General features: G+C 59.6%; 21 protein-coding genes. 8 read left to right on the top strand and 13 right to left on the bottom strand.

Translation table 11 applies throughout. The features are described from left to right. Positions 1–84: 84 nt before the first annotated feature. The gene (locus ACQZ63_RS03320; RefSeq protein WP_065702730.1) at positions 85–1,185 is read left to right on the top strand and encodes a hypothetical protein; all 1,101 of its coding nucleotides are present in this window, start codon (positions 85–87) and stop codon (positions 1,183–1,185) included. On the opposite strand, the gene ACQZ63_RS03325 is transcribed toward ACQZ63_RS03320, so the two are convergent. Continuing rightward, positions 1,145–1,606: a DUF1284 domain-containing protein gene (locus ACQZ63_RS03325; protein ID WP_041694521.1), complete on the bottom strand. Its 462-nt coding sequence runs from the start codon at positions 1,604–1,606 to the stop codon at positions 1,145–1,147. The two genes, ACQZ63_RS03320 and ACQZ63_RS03325, sit on opposite strands and share 41 nt — an antisense overlap. Positions 1,607–1,821: 215 nt before the next feature. After that, positions 1,822–2,502, bottom strand: coding sequence for a GntR family transcriptional regulator (locus tag ACQZ63_RS03330; protein WP_013635630.1), 681 nt, complete (start codon positions 2,500–2,502; stop codon positions 1,822–1,824). Positions 2,503–2,693: 191 nt separating this feature from the next. Between ACQZ63_RS03330 and ACQZ63_RS03335 the strand changes: the two genes are divergently transcribed. After that, positions 2,694–3,383, top strand: a complete 690-nt coding sequence (locus ACQZ63_RS03335; protein ID WP_448799083.1) for an HAD-IA family hydrolase — start codon at positions 2,694–2,696, stop codon at positions 3,381–3,383. Positions 3,384–3,579: 196 nt separating this feature from the next. Here the strand turns inward: ACQZ63_RS03335 and ACQZ63_RS03340 are convergent, their stop codons facing one another. Next, complete coding sequence (locus ACQZ63_RS03340; protein WP_003511819.1) at positions 3,580–4,119, bottom strand: hypothetical protein; 540 nt, start codon at positions 4,117–4,119, stop codon at positions 3,580–3,582. Positions 4,120–4,395: 276 nt separating this feature from the next. Between ACQZ63_RS03340 and thrC the strand changes: the two genes are divergently transcribed. The 4 genes from thrC to ACQZ63_RS03360 are packed head-to-tail and all read left to right on the top strand — an operon-like array spanning position 4,396 to position 10,656. Next, entirely contained in the window at positions 4,396–5,793 is a 1,398-nt protein-coding gene (gene thrC, locus ACQZ63_RS03345; protein WP_003511817.1) for a threonine synthase, read from the top strand. A gap of 19 nt (positions 5,794–5,812) precedes the next feature. Next, a complete protein-coding gene (locus ACQZ63_RS03350) occupies positions 5,813–7,111 on the top strand; it encodes a M16 family metallopeptidase (protein WP_003511816.1) in 1,299 nt (432 codons plus the stop codon). 33 nt (positions 7,112–7,144) lie between these two features. Further along, positions 7,145–7,744 carry a GNAT family N-acetyltransferase gene (locus ACQZ63_RS03355; RefSeq protein WP_003511814.1) on the top strand — a complete coding sequence of 200 codons (600 nt, stop codon included), beginning with the start codon at positions 7,145–7,147 and terminating at the stop codon, positions 7,742–7,744. Next, positions 7,741–10,656 (top strand): sensor domain-containing phosphodiesterase, encoded by a 2,916-nt coding sequence (locus ACQZ63_RS03360; protein ID WP_113555953.1) that lies wholly within the window; start codon positions 7,741–7,743, stop codon positions 10,654–10,656. Before ACQZ63_RS03355 ends, ACQZ63_RS03360 begins: the two co-directional genes overlap by 4 nt. Positions 10,657–10,779: 123 nt before the next feature. On the opposite strand, the gene ACQZ63_RS03365 is transcribed toward ACQZ63_RS03360, so the two are convergent. The 3 genes from ACQZ63_RS03365 to ACQZ63_RS03375 all read right to left on the bottom strand — a co-directional run bounded on the left by ACQZ63_RS03365 (position 10,780) and on the right by ACQZ63_RS03375 (position 12,958). Further along, a complete protein-coding gene (locus ACQZ63_RS03365) occupies positions 10,780–11,886 on the bottom strand; it encodes a zinc-binding metallopeptidase family protein (RefSeq protein ID WP_113555955.1) in 1,107 nt (368 codons plus the stop codon). A 167-nt stretch (positions 11,887–12,053) separates the two neighbouring features. Further along, positions 12,054–12,245: a CsbD family protein gene (locus ACQZ63_RS03370; protein WP_003511808.1), complete on the bottom strand. Its 192-nt coding sequence runs from the start codon at positions 12,243–12,245 to the stop codon at positions 12,054–12,056. 107 nt (positions 12,246–12,352) lie between these two features. Then, entirely contained in the window at positions 12,353–12,958 is a 606-nt protein-coding gene (locus ACQZ63_RS03375) for a YqgE/AlgH family protein (protein WP_003511807.1), read from the bottom strand. Positions 12,959–13,120: 162 nt separating this feature from the next. On the opposite strand from ACQZ63_RS03375, the gene ACQZ63_RS03380 reads away from it, so the two are divergent. Next, the gene (locus tag ACQZ63_RS03380) at positions 13,121–13,969 is read left to right on the top strand and encodes a protein-disulfide reductase DsbD domain-containing protein (protein ID WP_111798846.1); all 849 of its coding nucleotides are present in this window, start codon (positions 13,121–13,123) and stop codon (positions 13,967–13,969) included. Between the two features lie 122 nt (positions 13,970–14,091). Further along, positions 14,092–14,577 (top strand): peroxiredoxin, encoded by a 486-nt coding sequence (locus ACQZ63_RS03385; RefSeq protein ID WP_003511803.1) that lies wholly within the window; start codon positions 14,092–14,094, stop codon positions 14,575–14,577. Between the two features lie 64 nt (positions 14,578–14,641). On the opposite strand, the gene ACQZ63_RS03390 is transcribed toward ACQZ63_RS03385, so the two are convergent. The 7 genes from ACQZ63_RS03390 to ACQZ63_RS03420 all read right to left on the bottom strand — a co-directional run bounded on the left by ACQZ63_RS03390 (position 14,642) and on the right by ACQZ63_RS03420 (position 19,794). After that, a complete protein-coding gene (locus ACQZ63_RS03390; protein ID WP_013635620.1) occupies positions 14,642–14,950 on the bottom strand; it encodes a Dabb family protein in 309 nt (102 codons plus the stop codon). A gap of 128 nt (positions 14,951–15,078) precedes the next feature. Beyond that, positions 15,079–15,519 carry a ribonuclease HI gene (rnhA, locus tag ACQZ63_RS03395; protein WP_003511799.1) on the bottom strand — a complete coding sequence of 147 codons (441 nt, stop codon included), beginning with the start codon at positions 15,517–15,519 and terminating at the stop codon, positions 15,079–15,081. Further along, complete coding sequence (locus tag ACQZ63_RS03400; RefSeq protein WP_003511797.1) at positions 15,516–16,484, bottom strand: homoserine kinase; 969 nt, start codon at positions 16,482–16,484, stop codon at positions 15,516–15,518. The genes rnhA and ACQZ63_RS03400 overlap by 4 nt, the downstream gene beginning before the upstream one ends. Before the next feature lie 92 nt (positions 16,485–16,576). Continuing rightward, entirely contained in the window at positions 16,577–17,623 is a 1,047-nt protein-coding gene (ispH, locus tag ACQZ63_RS03405; RefSeq protein ID WP_019564182.1) for a 4-hydroxy-3-methylbut-2-enyl diphosphate reductase, read from the bottom strand. 63 nt (positions 17,624–17,686) lie between these two features. After that, positions 17,687–18,421, bottom strand: a complete 735-nt coding sequence (locus ACQZ63_RS03410; RefSeq protein WP_003511792.1) for an SURF1 family protein — start codon at positions 18,419–18,421, stop codon at positions 17,687–17,689. Positions 18,422–18,431: 10 nt separating this feature from the next. Beyond that, entirely contained in the window at positions 18,432–18,818 is a 387-nt protein-coding gene (locus tag ACQZ63_RS03415) for a DUF983 domain-containing protein (protein WP_019564184.1), read from the bottom strand. Positions 18,819–18,918: 100 nt separating this feature from the next. Next, positions 18,919–19,794 (bottom strand): cytochrome c oxidase subunit 3, encoded by an 876-nt coding sequence (locus tag ACQZ63_RS03420; protein ID WP_003511788.1) that lies wholly within the window; start codon positions 19,792–19,794, stop codon positions 18,919–18,921. Positions 19,795–19,857 lie beyond the last annotated feature (63 nt).

A 19,857-nucleotide genomic window follows, 5' to 3' on the forward strand; every position in this document is an offset into this window, starting at 1 on the left:
TGGCGCAAAAACGTTGTGCACAACGGGTTGTCCTGTTCCGCATGTCGGTGCTGGCAATACCGGCAACTCAGGGGGTAATCCGCAATGACGTCCGTAACGCGAGTGGCTTCTTTTTCAGTGCATGCCTTTTCCGCGGCTCTTCTTCTGGCGGCGCTACCGTCAAGCTTGGGGGCGCAGGAGCCGGCACCGCTATACAACGTCGTCACCGACGCTGTGCTGTTCGATGGCGGCCCCTCGCTCGGCAACAGCGACAGGGTGCGTTGGGATTTTTACAAGGCTGACCGGGCCGGAGTGCGCAGCGACGTCAATGCCGGCGGTTCCTACGACGCCACCTTCGAAGCGAAGCTGCCGGCGGGCAAATATGTCGGCGTGGCAGCGCTGGGCAACATCCGTCGCGAAATACCCTTCGAGGTGAAGGAGGGAAGCCTAACGAGGCCAAAGGCTAATTTCGACGCGGCGGAACTGACGGTAGTGCCAAAACGCAGCCCCGGCGGCGATGTGGAAAGCCAGGCGAAAACCGAAATCACCAAAGAAGATTTCAAGGACAGCGTTTACGGGCAGAACACGACCTTCGTGCCGGCGGGCGAACTCCTCCTCACCGGCAGCATCGGCCCTGCGCGTGCGCAGGAAACGCTTGCCATCAAGGCGGGCGAGACGATCAGCCACGACCTTGTCATCCCGAGCGGCGTGGTCGTTGCCAAGGCGGCCTATACGGACGGTGGCAAGGCTGTGGAAACGGACGATATCCGTTTCGAAGCGCTTTCAGCCAAGGAGACGCTTGATGGCACGCGCCAGACCATCAACGGTGTTTACGGCACCGGCAAAACCATGGAAATGCCTGCCGGCGATTTCGTGATGCGCGCGCGTCTGGGCAAGGTCACGGTGGAACAGCCCTTCACCGTAACTGCAGGAAAACGCACTGAGATCAACCTCAACCTCGATGCTGGTGTTCTGGCAATCACGGCACCGGGTGCGGAGCGGATCGACATCGTCGAAACGACCAAGGACCTTCAGGGTACGCAAAAGGAAATTTCCGGCCGTTATGGCAACCGGCATCAGGAGACCCTGCATCCCGGCGATTATTCGGTGAAGGTGAGCTACGACAAGAAATCCGGGCGCGAGCCGAAGGAGATCAAGGCGACGGTCAAGGCCGCCGAGAGAACCGAGACGAATGTGCCGGAGTAGCAGTAAGCCGCTGCCCGGCCGGGTGCGGCGGCGGCTCGCCAATCTTCACGCCGGTAAATCCTGATGCCGCGATGCGATCGCACAGCCTAATCCACTGGCAGCCGCGACAGGCCTGCCGGATGTCTCCGGCGGCGAAGGCCAGACGCATTTTCTCCAGCAGCTCCGGCGTTGCCCGCAGCCGCTTTCCGGCGGTGATTGTCTCGTTCAAAAGCGTTGAAACCGAAAGCCGGGCCGCCTCGTCCCTCTGGACCACGCCCTCGTTGAAACAGTGGGCATGGCTTTCGCACAACAGGCCAACGCAGATATCGTCCGGCCCATCGACCAGCTCGATATCCTCTTCGCCGGCGTTCAGCCGAGCGGCGACACGGTCGTAGTTTTCGACAAAGCCGGAGGTATATCCCTTCCCCACATAGGTCAGCATACAGAGAAGGTGATGGGGGCGAAGGCGGACCGTCACGGGACGCGTTTCCGATGAAGGAAACAGATCGGCGGACAAAGGAAAAATCCGCTCCGTGATTTCGCCGTATCAGCAGCCATCCATGCTCCCTTCACGCACCGCGGATCGTCATCGCGGGCGGATATCGATAACCGACTTTTCCGGCGGAGTCCAAACGAGCCCAGCCAATCGTTCCCGGCCTATCCGACGATGGCGAAGGCATCGTGCACCGAGCCTGAAGGGGTGCGGATTGCCTTGCGGCCGATCCATTGCACATGCCCGTCGAGAATTCGCACCGCCTCCTCGGCACGGCCGCCGCGCAATGCGTCGAGGATCGCGCGGTGATCGGTATCGGTGCGGCGCTCCCATCCTGCCCGCCAGGCGGAAAACAGGAACCGGGCGCTCGCGGCATGCAGGCCGTCGATCGCCTCCATCAGGCGCGGCATGTTGCAAGGCGCCGTGATGAGGCGGTGGAAGCGGCGATTGGCCTCTTCCCAATGCTGCACATCGACCGCGCTATCGCCTTCGAGCGTGGCGGCCTCCGCCTGGTCGAGAATGGCTGAAGTCATATTTGGAATGGCGTGGCGCAGCGCCAGAACCTCAAGCGCGGCGCGCATTTCCGCGACTTCGCGCACATCGGCGAGGCCGAAATCCGCGACCCGCACGCCGCGGCGCGGAATGCTGGCGGCCAAGCCCTGCGCCTCCAGCCTGCGGAACGCTTCGCGCACCGGCACATGCGATGCGCCGAATTCGGCGGCAATGTGATCCTGCCTCAGACGTTCACCCGGCGACAGCTCACCGCGCACGATGCGGTCAGCCAGTGTGCGGCTGATGCGTGCGGCAATGGTATCTTCGGGTCTGGTTTTCGCTGTCTTGGGCATAACATCCCATAACGCATCCGGCGCTGATCTGTGTAGCTGTTTTTGCACGCAGGAAACGCGCAAAGCCAAATCCCAGCTATGAGCCGGGCGCGACCGACCCTTGCGGGCCAGCCGGTTGAGCTTGACGCGGACTTGGTCTAAAAGCCCGGGCATCACTTTTTTCCAAGGCAAATCCGATACAGGGAGCGCCCATGAGCGGCTTCGACCTCATTATTTTCGACTGTGACGGCGTTCTGGTCGATTCCGAAATCATCGCCGCACAGGTGGAGTCCCGCCTTCTGACCGAGGCCGGGCATCCGATCTCCGTCGAGGAAATGGGCGAGCGTTTCGCCGGCATGACCTGGAAGAACATCCTCCTGCAGGTGGAAAGCGAAGCCAGCATCCCGTTTTCCGCATCGCTGCTCGACAAGTCGGAAAAGCTGCTGGACGCGCGGCTGGAACGCGACGTGAAGATCATCGAGGGCGTCAAGTTCGCTCTGTCGCGCCTGACGACACCGCGTTGCATCTGCTCGAATTCCTCCAGCCACCGCCTCGACATGATGCTGACGAAAGTGGGCCTGAAGCCCTATTTCGCACCGCATATCTACTCCGCCAAGGATCTCGGAGCCGACCGCGTCAAGCCGAAGCCGGATATCTTCCTTCATGGCGCAGCCCAGTTCGGCGTTTCACCGGATCGCGCCGTCGTAATCGAGGATTCCGTGCACGGCGTGCATGGTGCAAAGGCAGCCGGCATGCGCGTCATCGGCTTCACCGGCGCATCCCACACCTATCCCAGCCATGCCGACCGGTTGACGGATGCGGGCGCGGAAACGGTGATTTCACGCATGCAGGACCTGCCCGCCGTTATTGCAGCGATGGCGGAATGGGAAGGCGCTTTTTAATCTCTGGCTTTGTCACAAACGCCACTTCGTCATGCTCGGGCCTGTCCCGAGCATCTGCAACGCGTTGATTTTGCTATACGTGTTTGAATCCTCGGGACGGGCCCGAGGATGACGTTGCGTATGAGCCATGGTTTGTTTGCGATCTGCCCGAAAGCCCGCAAAAGCAGCCTCCGGTTTTTACATTTCGCCCGTCAAATCACCGGCGCTTGGTCTTGGCCTTTGCGCCCTGCTCGGCAAAACCGATATAGACACTGACCGACCTCGGTGCGCCGCCCGGTCCGTTGGGAATGGCGACATGATCGTTGTTGAAGATGAACTGCGTGCCGGCACCGCCTGCAGCAACGTCGATGGCGAAATTGGTCGTTTCGCCGTAAATCTCGCCGTCGCCGTCCTTAACGGTGACGCGGATCGGTACGGTCACGCGGCCGGGCTTCGACATCGGGCCGGGAACGAGACGGCCCTGGGCCAGCACGTTTACCGTCAGCGTGGTTTCGTTCGCGGTACAAGAGCGCGTCGTGTCTGACAGCGAAACCTGATAGGCGAGTTTCTGCGGATCGTCCTTTGCGCCACCGGCATAGACGCGGTGGACGGCATTGGCATCGAGAACCGTGACCGTCGGGCAGTTGGCCTGCACCACCGGAGCAACGGCATTTGCCTGCGCCGCCGGAGGGTTGACGGCAAGCGAGTCTGACGGATTGGAGGAATTGCATCCTGCAACAACGGCCAGAAGCGACATCGCGGCGGACAAACGCAAGAAATTCCCTGACACTCTTCTAATTCCCTCTCCATTGTCCCGGATCCGAACCGGAGACGCTGTTTATTGACCTTTCACGCAGGTTGGCGATGGTCTATAGCAGCGACGCCGGAAAAAATCGATTGGCATGTTTGGTTTTGCTTGAATTTTCAAAAAAGCCCTTCATTACCTCGCCAATCGCCTCATTCCGGCGGGATGCTGCTGATAAAGAGCCGGTAACGGCAACGGACAGACCGGTAAACGACAAGGGACTATCTCGTGAAATATGTATCGACCAGGGGTGCGGCCCCTTCGCTTGGTTTCTGCGACGCGCTTCTGGCGGGCCTTGGCCGTGATGGCGGGCTTTACGTGCCGCGCGAATGGCCCTCCATGTCGAAAAAGGAAATCCGCAACCTGCGCGGCAAGTCCTATCAGGACATCGCGTTTGAGGTTCTCTACCGTTTCACCGGCGGTGAAATTCCGGCCGACAAGTTCCGGGCGATGATCGACGACGCCTATGCGACGTTCCGCCATCCGGCCGTAGCACCCCTGACGCAGACCGGGCCGAACACCTTCGTGCTGGAGCTTTTCCACGGCACCACGCTTGCCTTCAAGGACGTGGCGATGCAGCTTCTCGCCCGCCTGATGGATTATACGCTGGCTGAGCGCGGCGAGCGCGCCACCATCGTCGGCGCCACCTCCGGCGACACCGGCGGCGCAGCCATCGACGCCTTTGCCGGGCGCGAGCGCACCGACATCTTCATCCTTTTCCCCAACGGCAAGGTCTCTCCGGTGCAGCAGCGCCAGATGACGACCTCCACCGCCTCCAACGTGCATGCGCTGGCGATCAACGGCAATTTCGACGATTGCCAGAACCTCGTCAAAGAAATGTTCAACGACGCGAAGTTCCGCGACGGCGTCAAGCTTTCGGGCGTCAACTCCATCAACTGGGCGCGCATCATGGCGCAGGTGGTCTATTATTTCACGGCGTCCCTGTCGCTCGGCGGTCCCGACCGGAAGATTTCCTTCACCGTTCCAACGGGCAATTTCGGTGATATCTTCGCCGGTTACGTCGCCAAGAAGATGGGCCTGCCGATCGACAAGCTTGTCATCGCCACCAACGACAACGACATTCTGGCGCGCACGCTGAAGACAGGCCGTTACGAGATGCGCGGCGTCACGCCCACCACCTCGCCCTCGATGGACATCCAGATATCCTCGAATTTCGAACGGCTGCTGTTTGAGGCCTATGGCCGCGATTCCGCTGCGGTAAAGGCGTCGATGGATGGCCTCAAGCAATCCGGCGCGTTTGAAATCCCGCCGCATGCGCTGAAATTCATCAAGAAGGATTTCCGCGCCGGCCGTGCCACCGAAAAGCAGGTGGCGGCGACGATCCGCGATACGCTTGAGAAAACCGGTTACCTGATCGACCCGCATACGGCGACCGGCGTTTTTGTGGCGGAAAAACACGAAAAGGCATCAAGCCCGATGGTGGTCCTGTCCACTGCCCATCCGGCTAAATTCCCGGCCGCCGTAAAATCCGCTTGCGCAATCGACCCGGCGCTTCCAGTATGGCTAGCTGACATTATGAACCGGGAGGAGCGTTTCGACATTCTGGACGCAGAGCTGAAGACGGTGGAAACCTTCATCGGCAGCCACGCACGCGCCGGCAAATAGAGACGCGGAAAGACTTGATATGAGAGTTAATGTGACCCGGCTTTCGTCCGGGTTGACCGTTGTCACGGAAAGAATGCCGCATCTCGAAAGCGTTGCTCTTGGGGTGTGGATCAAATCCGGGTCCCGCAACGAGACGACTGCCGAGCACGGCATCGCCCATCTTCTCGAGCATATGGCCTTCAAGGGTACGGCGCGCCGCACCGCCCGGCAGATCGCCGAAGAGATCGAAAATGTCGGCGGCGAAGTCAACGCCGCGACATCGACGGAAACAACTTCATACTACGCCCGCGTCCTGAAAGACCACGTTCCGCTCGCCGTCGATATTCTTGCAGACATCCTGACGGAGTCTCTGTTCGACGAAGACGAGCTGGAGCGGGAGAAAAACGTCATCCTCCAGGAAATCGGTGCCGCCACCGATACGCCTGACGATGTGATTTTCGACAATTTTTCCGGCGTCGCCTATCGCGACCAGACCATCGGCCGCCCGATCCTCGGCACTCCGGAAACCGTGCAATCCTTCACCAGCGCCCAGATCAGGCATTATCTCGCCCGCAACTATACGACGGATCGCATCTTCGTCGTTGCAGCAGGTGCTGTCGATCACCAGAGCTTCGTGAAGCAGGTGGAAGAACGTTTTGCCTCGCTGCCGCAGCTGCCGGTCACCACGCCGGTTCTCGAAAAGGCGATCTATACCGGCGGGGAAATCCGCGAGACCCGTGACCTCATGGACGCGCAGGTGCTTCTCGGCTTCGAGGGCAAGGCCTATCACGCCCGCGATTTCTACTGTTCGCAAATTCTCGCCAATATTCTTGGGGGCGGCATGTCATCGCGCCTGTTCCAGGAAGTGCGAGAGTCCCGCGGCCTTTGTTATTCCGTTTATGCCTTCCATTGGGGTTTTTCCGACACCGGCATTTTCGGCGTGCATGCGGCGACCGGCGGCAACGACCTGCCGGAACTGATGCCCGTCATCGTCGACGAGTTGCGCAAATCTTCCCAGACCATTCATCAGGAAGAAATCGACCGCGCCCGCGCCCAAATCCGCGCGCAACTGCTGATGGGTCAGGAAAGCCCGGCAGCCCGTGCCGGCCAGATGGCACGGCAGATGATGCTTTACGGCCGACCCATCCCCAATGAGGAGATGATGGAGCGCCTGAACGACATCACGCGGGAACGCCTGACCGATCTTGCAGGACGGCTGTTTTTCGATACAGTTCCGACATTGTCTGCAATTGGCCCGCTCGAACAGCTGCCGCCTCTTTCAGACATTACTGCCGCGCTTTCCGCGCAGCAGCCCGCAAGGATAAAGGCGAACGGCTGAGGGTTGCGGTTTCTTTCCGTACAGGGATGGTGAATGCTGCGTTTTCTTTCCCGACATAACGACACCCCGGAACTGCGCAGCGCCAACCATCTTCTCAGACTGCCGCGCTATGGCGATTTCAAGCAGTGGCACGTTCTGCGCTCGGAAAGCCGGCAGTTTCTCCAGCCATGGGAACCCACCTGGCGCCCGGACGAACTGACGGAAGGCTCCTTCCGCACGCGTGTGGTGCGCAACGGCCAGGAGTTTTCCTCCGGCACCGCCGTGTCGTTTCTGCTATTCGAGAAGGAGACGTTGCTCGTTGGCGGCATCACCATCGGTTATATCAGGCGGGGTGCTGCACAAAGCTGCATGATAGGATATTGGGTGGGCGAACGCTACGCCGCGCAAGGCCATATGTCTGCCGCATTAAAATTGGTAATACCCTATATCTTCAACGGACTTCAGTTGCACCGTATCGAGGCAGCCTGTATTCCGGAAAACTTCAAAAGCATCCGGCTTCTCGAAAATGCCGGGTTCCAGCGGGAAGGCCTCTTGCGGGAATATCTGAAAATCAACGGCCAATGGCGGGATCATACGATGTTTTCCCTTCTTGCCGACAAGCAAAGCTCCAGTGGAACGAAGTACGATACATGACTTACACTCACTCTGCGCCGTGCCTGTCGAAACGTCTGGCGGCAATTGCACTGGCTGCGCCGTTCTTCCTGTTTTTCCTGCTTTTTTCGTCTCTTTCCTACGCCTTCGAGCCGGTGAAGATTTCCCGTGACGATACGGCGCTCGATCTCACCGCGACAACCGATATCTATGCCAATCAGGGTGAAGCCTTTCAGGTCTCGACCGCGCCCGGTCCGGATGGCATCCGCCGCCGTATCGAGGTGCGCGCCAGCTCCACCGACCATCAGGGCGACTGGGCCGTCTTCGCGCTCGCCAACGTCTCGGAAGAGCAGCTGGAGCGCGTTATCGTCGCACCGCATTTCCGTCTGGTGAATTCCAAGCTGTTCTGGCCCGATCTCGGCTCGCAGCGCATCATCGCGATCACACCGAGCGAAGGCTTTGCGCTTGACCGGCAGCCAAGCCCGGATGCCGACGTCTTCCGCATCACGCTCAATCCCGGCTCCGTCATCACCTTCGTCGCCGAGCTGTCGACCCCGCAATTGCCGCAGATCTATCTGTGGGAACCGGAAGCCTACAAGGATACGATCAACGCCTTCACGCTCTATCGCGGCATCGTTCTCGGCATTGCCGGCCTGCTGGCCGTGCTCCTGACCATCCTGTTCGTCGTCAAGGGAACCTCGGTTCTGCCGGCGTCGGCCGCGCTCGCCTGGGCGGTGCTCGCCTATATCTGCGTCGATTTCGGCTTCCTTGAAAAACTCATCACCGTCACATCCAGCGATCAGCGAATATGGAGGGCGGGCGCCGAAGTGGCTCTCGCCTCCAGCTTCGTGGTCTTCCTGTTCACCTATCTCAATCTAAACCGCTGGCACGCGCATCTGGGTTATGCGACCTTTGCCTGGGTGGTGGGTCTGGCGCTGCTGTTCGGCGTCGCGATTTACGATCCTTCGGTCGCCTCCGGTATCGCGCGCGTCTCCTTCGCGCTGACGGCGACGGCCGGCATCGCACTCATCATCTATCTCGGCTTCAACCGTTACGACCGGGCGATTTTGCTCGTTCCGTCCTGGGCGCTCATCCTCGTCTGGCTGTTCGGCAGCTGGCTGACGGTGACCGGACAATTGGACAACGACATCGTTCAGCCGGCGCTTGGCGGCGGGCTGGTGCTGATCGTGCTTCTGATCGGCTTCACAGTCATTCAGCATGCCTTTGCCGGCAGCGCCTATCAGCAGGGCCTGTTTTCCGATCTCGAACGGCAATCTCTCGCACTGACCGGCAGCGGCGATACCGTGTGGGACTGGGACGTGACGCGCGACCGCATCGTCACCACACCTGACATTTCCAACCGTCTGGGGCTGGAGCCCGGCACGATGCATGGTGCTGCGCGCAACTGGCTGCCGCGCCTGCATCCTGACGATCGCGACCGGTTCAAGGCAACGCTCGACGTGCTGCTCGACCATCGCAAGGGCCGCCTCAATCACGAATTCCGCATTCGCGCTGAAGACGGACATTTCCATTGGCTGCAAATCCGCGCCCGCCCGGTTCTCGGCTCCAACGGCGAAATCATCCGCTGCGTCGGCACCATCACCGACATCACCGAGCAGAAGAACTCGGTGGAGCGGCTGTTGCAGGATGCGATGAATGACAATCTGACCGGGCTACCAAACCGGCAGGTCTTCCTCGACCGCCTGCAATCGATCCTCAACCTCTCTCCTGAAAGCGACGGCGTGCGCCCGACGGTGATGGCGATCGATATCGACCGTTACAAGCTGGTCAACGATACGCTCGGCATTGCTGCAGGCGACAATATTCTCATCGCGCTGACACGGCGGCTGCGCCGCCTGTTGAAACCGCAGGATACGCTGGCGCGTCTCGGCGGCGATGAATTCGGCCTGATCCTGACCTCGGAGCGCGATCCGCAGCGGGTGGCCGATTTCGCCGATGCGGTGAACAAGGCAATCATGGTGCCGATCAATTTCGCCAATCGCGAAATCATCCTCACCGCCTCCATCGGCCTCGTTTCATGGATCGACCAGCAGGAAAGTGCCGCAGGTCTCTTGAGCGATGCGGAACTGGCGATGTACCGCGCCAAGCGCGCTGGCGGAAACCGCGTCGAGCCGTTCCGTCCCGCTTTCCGCACGTCCGGCACCGACCGCCTGCAAATGGAAAGCGATCTTCGCCGCGCCATCGAGCGCAAGGAGCTGTCGCTCGCCTATCAGCCCATCGTCAAGCTTGACGATGGCGCGCTGGCCGGTTTCGAGGCGCTGATGCGGTGGGAACACCCCAAACGCGGCAACATTCCGCCGAGCGAATTCATCCCCATCGCGGAAGCCTCCGGCCTGATCGAACCGCTCGGCATGTTCGCGCTGGAAAGGGCAGCGACCGACCTGATGGACTGGCAGCATTCCATCGAGAAGATGCCGATCTTCATCTCCGTCAATATTTCCAGCGCGCAATTGCTGAATAACGAATTGTATAACGACGTGCGCGGCATGCTGACGCGAACGCGCTGTAATCCGCAGCAGCTGAAGCTGGAGCTGACGGAATCCGTGGTGATGGAGAACCCGGAACAGGCGCGGCTGGTGCTTTCCAAGCTGAAGGAAACGGGCATCAGCCTCGCCATGGACGATTTCGGCACCGGCTATTCGTCACTTGCCTATCTCACCCGCTTCCCCTTCGACACGATCAAGCTCGACAAGGCACTGGTGGCCAATACCAGCGACAAGCGCAACGTGCTGCTGCGCTCCGTTATCGCCATGGCGCGCGCGCTCGATATGCAGGTGGTTGCGGAAGGCATTGAAACGCCTGAGGATGCGGCGGAACTCTCACGCATGAACTGCCATTTCGGCCAGAGCTTCCTGTTCGGCACACCGGTTTCCGGCGATGCGGCGCTGAAGCTTCTGCGGGAGCGGTTCCAGCTGACGAAGCGAGCTTCGTAAGAGGAATTGGAGTATGGGGTGGTAAAGGGCTACTCCATCCACCGCCGTCATTCCGGCATTGAGCCGGAATGACGGGAGAAGGAAACGACGCGTTTCCTGACTATGACTTCTCGTGTCTCGTATTCACTGCGCCATCGAGAACTGCTGCATCTGCTGTTGAGGCATCGCGTCGATCCTGCCCTGTAGCAGGTCGTGGATGAATTCCATCTTGCTCACAACAGGCGGGGCCAGCACGAAGGGATAAAGGTCCGCCTCCCCCATGCTGCGCTGGATCGAGTTGATGGCGACGCTGAGCGGAATCCAGGCCTTGACCAGTTGTGCGGCGCTACGGGCATTATAGGGATCGAAAGTGACCTCCGCCGCCATTTCCTCATGTCCATCGGGGTCTATCGCCACGCCAAAGGCGCGCGCGGTTTCCAGCGTATCGACGATGTGAAGATAATGCGCGAAACACTCGGCAAAATCCTCCCAGGGATGCACGGAGGCATAGGCGCTTATGAAGGTTTCCTGCCAGTTGGGGCGCGGCCCCTGCTCGTAGTTGCGCTGTAGCGCCGCGGCATAGTCTTCGCGCTCATCGCCGAATACCGCGCGGCAGGCCTCCAGTCGGTTCTCATCACGAACCAGCTTGTTCCAGATGAAATGCCCGACCTCATGGCGGAAATGGCCAAGCATGGTGCGATAGGGCTCGTTCATGTTGGCGCGCACCTGCTCGCGCGTCGCATCATCCACCTCTGCCGCGCGAATGGCGATCAGGCCCTCGTCGTGGCCGGTCATGGCGGGAATGACGGAACCGTCAGGTGCGACCTCGTCGACCAGAAAGTCGAAGACTAGCCCGCCGACAGGATCGGCACCGCGGTTGGGATGCGGCAGGCCGAGACGCAATATCGAATAGAACAAATGCCGCTGCGCCTGGCTGATGCCGCGCCATTGTTCGATACCCTCATCCGTCGCGATATTTGGCACGAGACGGTTATGGCTGCAGGCCGGGCAAAAGGCGTTCTGGCTTTCCGCCGGCACAGACCAGTTGCAGATGTCGTTCACCTCATTGGCGCAGAACCGCACCTGTCTTTCCGGCTGGGCAACAAGTTGCCAGTTCGGCTCTCCCGCAGGCGCCAGCGCTTCCATGGAAAGGCGCTCCGGCACGAAGGCCAGACGATGGCCGCAAGAGACGCAGAAACGATTGTCGAAGTGGACCGGCTGGCCACAGGAAGCGCAGGAAAAAAGCTTCATTCATGAAACCCTTGCGGTGGATGAGTTGGGTGAAGGCGAATATATGAGACCAAGGTGAAAGGCGTAACACACCCGCCCTTCAAGCCTCCAGACGACAAGAGCGCATGTGCGATAACACATGCGCTCCAAAGCACCGCATCAAAGACACCGGAGCCCGTCAGGCGACATTACATACGATCAACGACACCCTTGACCGCATCCTTGGCCTTGCCGACGTTCTTCTGTACCTTGCCTTCGGTTTCCTGAGCGGCACCCTTAGCGCGCAGCTCGTTGTTGCCGGTTGCTTCGCCGACGTTTTTCTTGACCTTGCCAGCAACTTCCTTGGCTGTACCGGCGATCTTGTCTGATGTGCTACCCATGTTACTGCTCCCTAGTTGAGCCGTACTGTCTGTGCGGCTTTCGGGACTGTTAACGTCAGGGATTGGGATTGGTTCCAGCAGTCGACAAAAGGAGCATCACGAAAAAATCAGGCGTGGCCGGCTTCCGCAGAAAGCATGCGAGCATCCACACCCATAAGCGCAAGCGCCCGCTCGTATTTGTTGTCCAGTCCACGGTCGAAAATCAGCTCTTCCGCCGCCGGGCAATTCAGCCATCCATTATTGGCGATCTCGTTTTCCAGCTGACCCGGACCCCAGCCGGCATAACCGAGCATCATGGTGGCCTTTTGCGGGCCGCGACCGTTGGAAATGGCGCGCACGATATCCAGCGTCGCCGTCAAGGAAATGTCGTCGCTGACCGGAATGCTCGATTCACTCAAATAATCATCGGAATGCAGCACGAAACCCCGCCCGGATTCGACCGGGCCGCCGCATTGGATCGGAAATTCCCGGGTGCGGTTGGGCAGCATGATGGCGTCGTTGCTGTCCACCAGCTTCAGATGCAGCAGAATATCCGTGAAGGTGATCTGCTGCGGCCGGTTGATGATGAAACCCATGGCTCCGGCATCCGAATGGGCGCAGATATAGACCACCGAACGGGCAAAATTGCCATTGTCCAGCCCCGGCATAGCTATAAGGAACTGGCTGTCAAAAAAGCCACGTTCGCGTTTGTCCATCAGGGTTGAAAAGCTCACCGGCGCCTCCAGCTTGCCGAATTCCATCGTTGAACGGGAAAGCGGCGTTCGCACTTCGACAAAGCACAGGATGCGGCATCGCGCCCGATCAATCAACCGAAAATGATGAACCGCACGAATTCGTAACTGGTCCATCGGGCGATGTTGGGTTAGACGGAAAGAATGAGCGTCAGGACATTCTTTCGATTTTCACATCTTCGCCTCGCCGTTGCCTTCGCCGCCCTTCTCGGTAGCGGGCAAGTAGCGCAGGCCGAAATTACCGACTGGGCGAGAAGTGAAGGCGGCCAGATGCGTGTGGCAAGCCTTGCCATGGATGCGGACGGCGTGGTGCGCGGCGTGTTGCAGATCGAGCCGAAAGACGGCTGGATAACCTATTGGCGCGAACCGGGCGAAGCTGGAATACCGCCCAAGATCACGCTTGATCCGGCAAGCGGTGTAAGCCTGACATCGATGGCCTATCCTGTTCCCAAGCTCATCGAGAACGGCGATATCACCGATATCGGCTACGATCACGCCGTCAGCATTCCCTTTCAGTTGAAAGCCGTGGACGCCAAAGCGGGAGGCAATATCGACCTCACCGCCTTCATCGGCGTCTGCCAGAATATCTGCATTCCCTTTGAGGCGACGTTTTCGATCAGCCGCGGCAATGCGGGCGATGACGACCACGAAGAGCGGCGATTGCTGGAAGAGGCGCGCGAGACGCTGCCAGAGGCTGCGTCCGACGATTTCAAGGTTGTCGATTTCCACATCACGCCCGACAAGACCATGCTTGGCGTGCAATTGCAGCTGCCGGAAAACGCGCCGAAGGAGACCGAGATATTCATCGCCGGCCCCTCCGGTTTTGCCTATTATGAGCCGCAGAACCTGGTGCGAGACAAGCGCAAGCTCTCCTTCTACATGAACATCAAGGGCTTGCCAAAAACCTATCAGGTGCAGGGCAACAGCTGGCCCATTCTGGTCAAATCCGGCGATCGGACCATGGAGACCATGCTCAATTTTCCAAAGCCCTGACGGTTCAGGCGGCATATCCCGAACGGGTGTCTCAGCCATGTAATTTCCCGCGAAAACCGTATGACAGTTTTCTTTTCCTTGCTCTATAGTCGCGCGAACCAAACGGCCATAGGAGCATGGACATGACTATCAAGATCGGCGAAAAACTGCCTTCCGCAACCTTCAAGGAAAAGACCGCCGATGGCCCGGTGGAAACCACCACCGATGCGCTTTTTGGCGGCAAGACGGTGGTTCTTTTTGCCGTACCCGGCGCTTTCACTCCCACCTGCTCGCTGAACCACCTGCCGGGCTACCTCGAAAACCGCGACGCCATTCTCGCAAAGGGCGTGGATGACATCGCCGTCGTTTCCGTCAACGACTGGCACGTCATGGGCGCATGGGCACAATCGTCCGGCGGCCAGGGCAAAATTCACTTCCTCGCCGACTGGGACGCCGCCTTCACCAAGGCGCTCGGCCTCGATGCCGACCTCTCCGGCGGTGGCCTCGGCGTGCGCTCCAAGCGCTATTCGATGCTGGTGAAAGACGGCGTGGTTACATCGCTCAACGTGGAAGAAAATCCCGGCCAGGCGACGGTCTCGGCCGCTGCAGCGATGATCGAGCAGCTTTAAGCCACCTCTCTGTCGTCGCGAATGAAGCACAGTATCCATTAAAGGGCGGTCAAACCGCCCTTTTTCACACGTTCATATCAAACACCAGAAGCCCGGCCAGACCGCCATCGGTCAGCGAGACCAGACGTTGACCGACTTCCATGTGTTGCGGGTGCGCCAGATATTCGTCGCGGGCTTCCGGGCTGTCCAGCGTCACGATGAAGCCATCGACGAAACCGCCATTCAGGCCTTCCGGCGAAACGTTCTGGCCGTATTTCACGTCGATTATGCCGGGTATCACGTCCTTGAGGGCCGCAATTGCTTCAAACACCGCGTGTTTTTCAGAGGATGCCGTTGCAGCCTTGAACCGTAGAAATACACAATGCAGGATCATCTGAATGTCTCTCCTCCGCTGGAACATCGTCCAACTGTTTGACGACAAGATAGATCGGGTTTCAGTTTTCACAATCCCTTATCACGGTTGGCCCGGATCAGGGCCGCATGGAAGAAATCAGTCTTCCGTTACCGGCGTTTGAATGGCTCCATGCCCTTGCGTGCCAATTCGTCGGCGCGCTCGTTTTCCGGGTGGCCGGCATGGCCCTTGACCCAGTGCAGCGTCACTTTATGGCGCTCCTGCGCCGCCTCCAGCGCCTGCCACAGCTCCACATTCTTGACCGGCTTGTTATCGGCGGTTTTCCAGCCCTTCTTTTTCCAGCCGAAAATCCACTTGGTGATGCCATCCTTGACGTAGGCGCTGTCGGTATAGAGATCGACTTCGCAGGGACTTTTCAGCGCGTTGAGCGCCGAGATGGCCGCCAGCAGTTCCATGCGGTTGTTGGTGGTATCAGCCTCGCCGCCGGACAATTCCTTTTCGGTCTCGCCATATCGCAGCACGGCACCCCAGCCGCCCGGACCGGGATTGCCGGAGCAGGCGCCGTCGGTAAAGATATCGACATGTTTCATTCGCCAACCAGCCCGTATTCGGCGACATGGCTGATGGAGCGGTGGAACCGCAGCTTGCGCAGATATTCCAGCGGGTCTTTCTTCACCACCAGCGCGCCCGCTGGCGTCGTCAGCCAGTCATAGAGGCGGGTCAGGAAGAAGCGCAGCGCCGAGCCGCGTGCCAGAAGCGGCAAGGCATCCAGTTCCGCCTCGCTCAACGGACGCACCGACTGGTAACCTTCCAGCAGCGCCTTGCCCTTGGTGACGTTGTACGCACCATCCTTCTCGAAGCACCAGGCATTGAGGCAGATCGACACGTCATAGGCGAGCAGGTCGTTGCAGGCGAAGTAAAAATCGATGAGGCCGGAAAGCTCGTCACCGAGGAAGAACACGTTGTCCTGAAACAGGTCCGCATGGATGACGCCCGCGGGCAAATCCTTCGGCCAATGGGCGGCGAGATAATCGATTTCCGGGCGGATCTCTTGCTTCAAGCCCTTCTCCACCTCGTCGGCGCGGTCTTCAGACTTGTCCCACAGCACCTTCCAGCCATCGACGGAGAGTGCGTTGGGGCGCTTGATCTCGAACCCCTCACCGGCAAGATGCATGGCGGCCAGCGCCTTGCCGACTTCCCGGCAATGTTTCGCTTCCGGTTTTCGCAGCCACATGCCTTCAAGGAAGGAGATCAGCGCCGCCGGGCGGCCGGACAATTCGCCCAGCAGTTCCCCGTCCTTGCGCGGCAGCGGCAAGGGGCAGGACAGACCCTTGGCGGCCAGATGCTGCATGAGACCGAGGAAGAACGGCAGATCGGATTTTTCCACGCGCTTTTCGTAAAGCGTCAGAATCAGCGGATCCTTCGTCGTATGCAGCAGGAAATTGGAGTTTTCAACGCCTTCGGCAATGCCCTTATAGGATGTGAGGCTGCCAACGTCGTATTGTATGAGGAAATTCCTCAGATCATCTTCGGTGATGTCCGTATAAACTGCCAATTTCAAATCTCTTGATGAAGGATAGAGTGAAAATCTGAAGAGGGGATGACATGTGCGCGGTGGGAACCACTCACATATCTCGCCATCCCGGTCTAGGCGCCAGTGGCGGCTTTCGGTGGCAGGGCATTGCTGGCATTGCCGTTCACGAAAGCCATGTCGTCCGTCGTCAGCTCGATGCTGCGCAGTTCGCGGTTGACGAGGAAATGTTCCGTTTCCTCCACCGTGACGGCCAGATCGAGCGTCGTATCGAAACGCGCCTTGAAGGCTTCGATGATCTCATCAACGATGACCTCCGGCGCGGAAGCGCCCGCCGAAAGACCGACGGTGCGGATATCGCCGATCGCATCCCAGTCGATTTCCGCCGCACGCTGCACCAGAACTGAATGTTTGGCGCCAGCGCGCAGCGCCACTTCCACCAGCCGCTTCGAGTTTGACGAATTGGGCGCGCCGACCACGATGAAGAGATCGCAGCCGGGGGCCGCCTGCTTCACCGCATCCTGACGGTTGGTGGTGGCGTAACAAATGCTGTCGGCGGCTGGCGCCTGAATGGCCGGGAAACGCTCCTGCAACCGGGCGATAACGCCTGCGGTATCATCGACAGACAGCGTTGTCTGGGTAACGAAACCGAGGTTTTCTCGGTCCACCGGTTCATAGGTGCCGGCATCCTCCACCGTCTCGACCAGCGAAACAGTACCTTCGGGCAGCTGGCCCATGGTGCCGATGACCTCAGGGTGACCGGCATGGCCGATCAACACGACATGACGGCCGAGGCGCTGGTGGCGCATGGCCTGCTTATGGACCTTGGAGACGAGCGGGCATGTGGCATCGAGATAAAACAGGTTGCGCGCCTGCGCATCCTCCGGCACGGATTTGGGCACACCATGGGCGGAAAAGACCACCGGCTGCTCGCGATGCTCGGTGGGGATTTCGTGCAGTTCCTCGACGAAAATAGCGCCCTTGGCTTCCAGCCCCTCGACCACGTATCGGTTATGGACGATTTCGTGGCGGACATAGACCGGCGCGCCATAGGCTTTCAGCGCCAGCACGACGATCTGGATCGCCCGGTCCACGCCCGCGCAAAAGCCGCGCGGTCCGCACAGCCTTATCGTCAAAGGGGGTTTGGAAACGGCGATGTTCATTCGTGCTCCTTGGCGTGCTCCTTGCCCTTGCCCGGTAGCCAGCCTTACCGGACAGGGCGCGCGTTATTCACCTTGCGCCTTACCGTTCCGGAAATAGGCAAAACCGGCGACGATGACAAGGGCCGCCGCCAGACCATACCACGTTATCGCATATTGCAGGTGATTGTTGGGCAAATCTATCAGCGTCACGCCGCCCTGTGGCCAGCCGCCGGGGTTCGGCGCATCGTCGGCATCCACGAACAGGTTGACCAGCCTGTTGGGCGGGATATCGGTGCTCGACGCCATGGCCGCCAGATCCTTCCAGTAGAAGATGTTCTTGGCGATATCGTTATCCGGCAGCAGGGAAGACGGTTTTGCAACGAGCGGCGCGCGCGCCAGCCCCTTGATCTCCACCTCGCCAGCGACCTGCCCTTCAGGCCGCTTCGTTGCCTCCTTCATCTCAAACGGCACGAAGCCGCGATTGACGAAGAGGATGCGGCCATCGGCAAGCGACAGCGGAGTATAGATGTAATAGCCGGTTCTGCCCTGATGGGTGGCGAAGAAATGCCGCTCGCGGGCATGATCGAAAACGCCGGAAACGTTGACCCTGCGATATTCAATTTCGCCGCCGCTTTTGGCAATGGCCTCAATCTGCGAGAGCGTGGCCGGACTTGCGTTGCGCCGCGCCTCGATATCGGCAATCAGCGCTTCTTTCCAGTAAAGCCGCTTCACCTGCCATGTGCCAAGGCCGAGAAGGATGGCAAGTGCCAAAAGGACGAGCGGCGCGGCAAACCAGATGCGTCTTTCCGCCGCCTTCATGTGGGAAACCTCATTCACGATCAAGCCTGCCTTCGCTTGCATTGTTGCGGTATTGCAGCGCAATCATGATGCCCTTCATCTTGCGCAGCAGCACGAGGGAGACGATCACCGCAAAAGGCAACCAGAGCATGACATGCACCCAGACGGGCGGCGCAAAACGCTGATCGAACCAAAGCGCCAGCCCGACGACAAGGAAACCGACGATCAGCATGACAAAGACGGCCGGGCCTTCACCCGCATCGGCAAAGCCATAATCCAGCCCGCAAGCACTGCATGCGGGTTTCGGGGTCAGGAAGCCGTCGAACAGCCTGCCATTGCCGCAACGCGGGCAGCAGCCCTTCAGCCCGACTTTTATTGGGTCCACCGGCGCAAAACCGCCGTTTCCGGGTTCAGACATGATGGCCTCCCGCCCTGGGCCGGTTAAACCTCCGTCCGGCCCGCCTGTTTAAACACAAAGGGCGGCAGATGCCGCCCTCCGAGTCAGAAAACAAACCGCATCACTCCGCCAGCGGCGCGCCCCAGCCGCCCCAGATGTAGATCGCGAAGAACAGGAACAGCCAGACGACGTCTACGAAGTGCCAGTACCAGGCAGCTGCTTCGAAGCCGAAATGCTGTTTCGGCGTGAAGCCGCCGGCAATGGCGCGCAGCAGGCAGACCAGCAGGAAAACCGTGCCGACGAAAACGTGGAAACCGTGGAAGCCGGTCGCCATGAAGAAGGTCGCACCATAGATCGAGTTCTTGAAGTCGAACGGGGCGTGCATGTATTCGTAAACCTGCACGGTCGAGAACAGGACGCCGAGGGCAACGGTGAGGACGAGACCGGTGATCAGCCCCTTGCGGTCATTGTGCAGCAGGGCATGGTGCGCCCAGGTGACGCAGGTGCCCGACAAAAGCAGGATGACGGTGTTGTAGAGCGGCAGGTGCCAGGGATCGATGACCTCGATGCCCTTTGGCGGCCACTGACCACCGGTATATTCGAGGCGGGACGCCTGAATGGCCTCGTGCGGATAAAGGCTGGCATCGAAATAGGCCCAGAACCACGCGACGAAGAACATCACCTCAGAGGCGATGAACATGATCATGCCGTAACGCAGGTGAAGCGAAACGACGCGGGTGTGGCTACCCTCATTGGCTTCCTTGATCGTGTCTGCCCACCATGCGTACATGGTGTAAAGCACGATGACGAGACCGATATAAAACAGCCAGGGATTGGCCAGTTCCATGCCGAACAGCTTGAAGGAGCCAGCCGACAGGTAACGCATGTAACAGACGCCGCCGAAGGTCAGAATGAAGGCGCCGATCGAGGCCAGAAGCGGCCAGGGGCTTGGATCTATGATGTGGTAGTCGTGGTTCTTCTGATGCGTATCTGCCATGTGTGACAATCCCCTGGTATCTCTTCCCAGACCCGGCCCTGCTCAGAAGGCCCGAGTCTCCTC

The organism is Agrobacterium sp. CG160-95 (genome assembly GCF_053521725.1).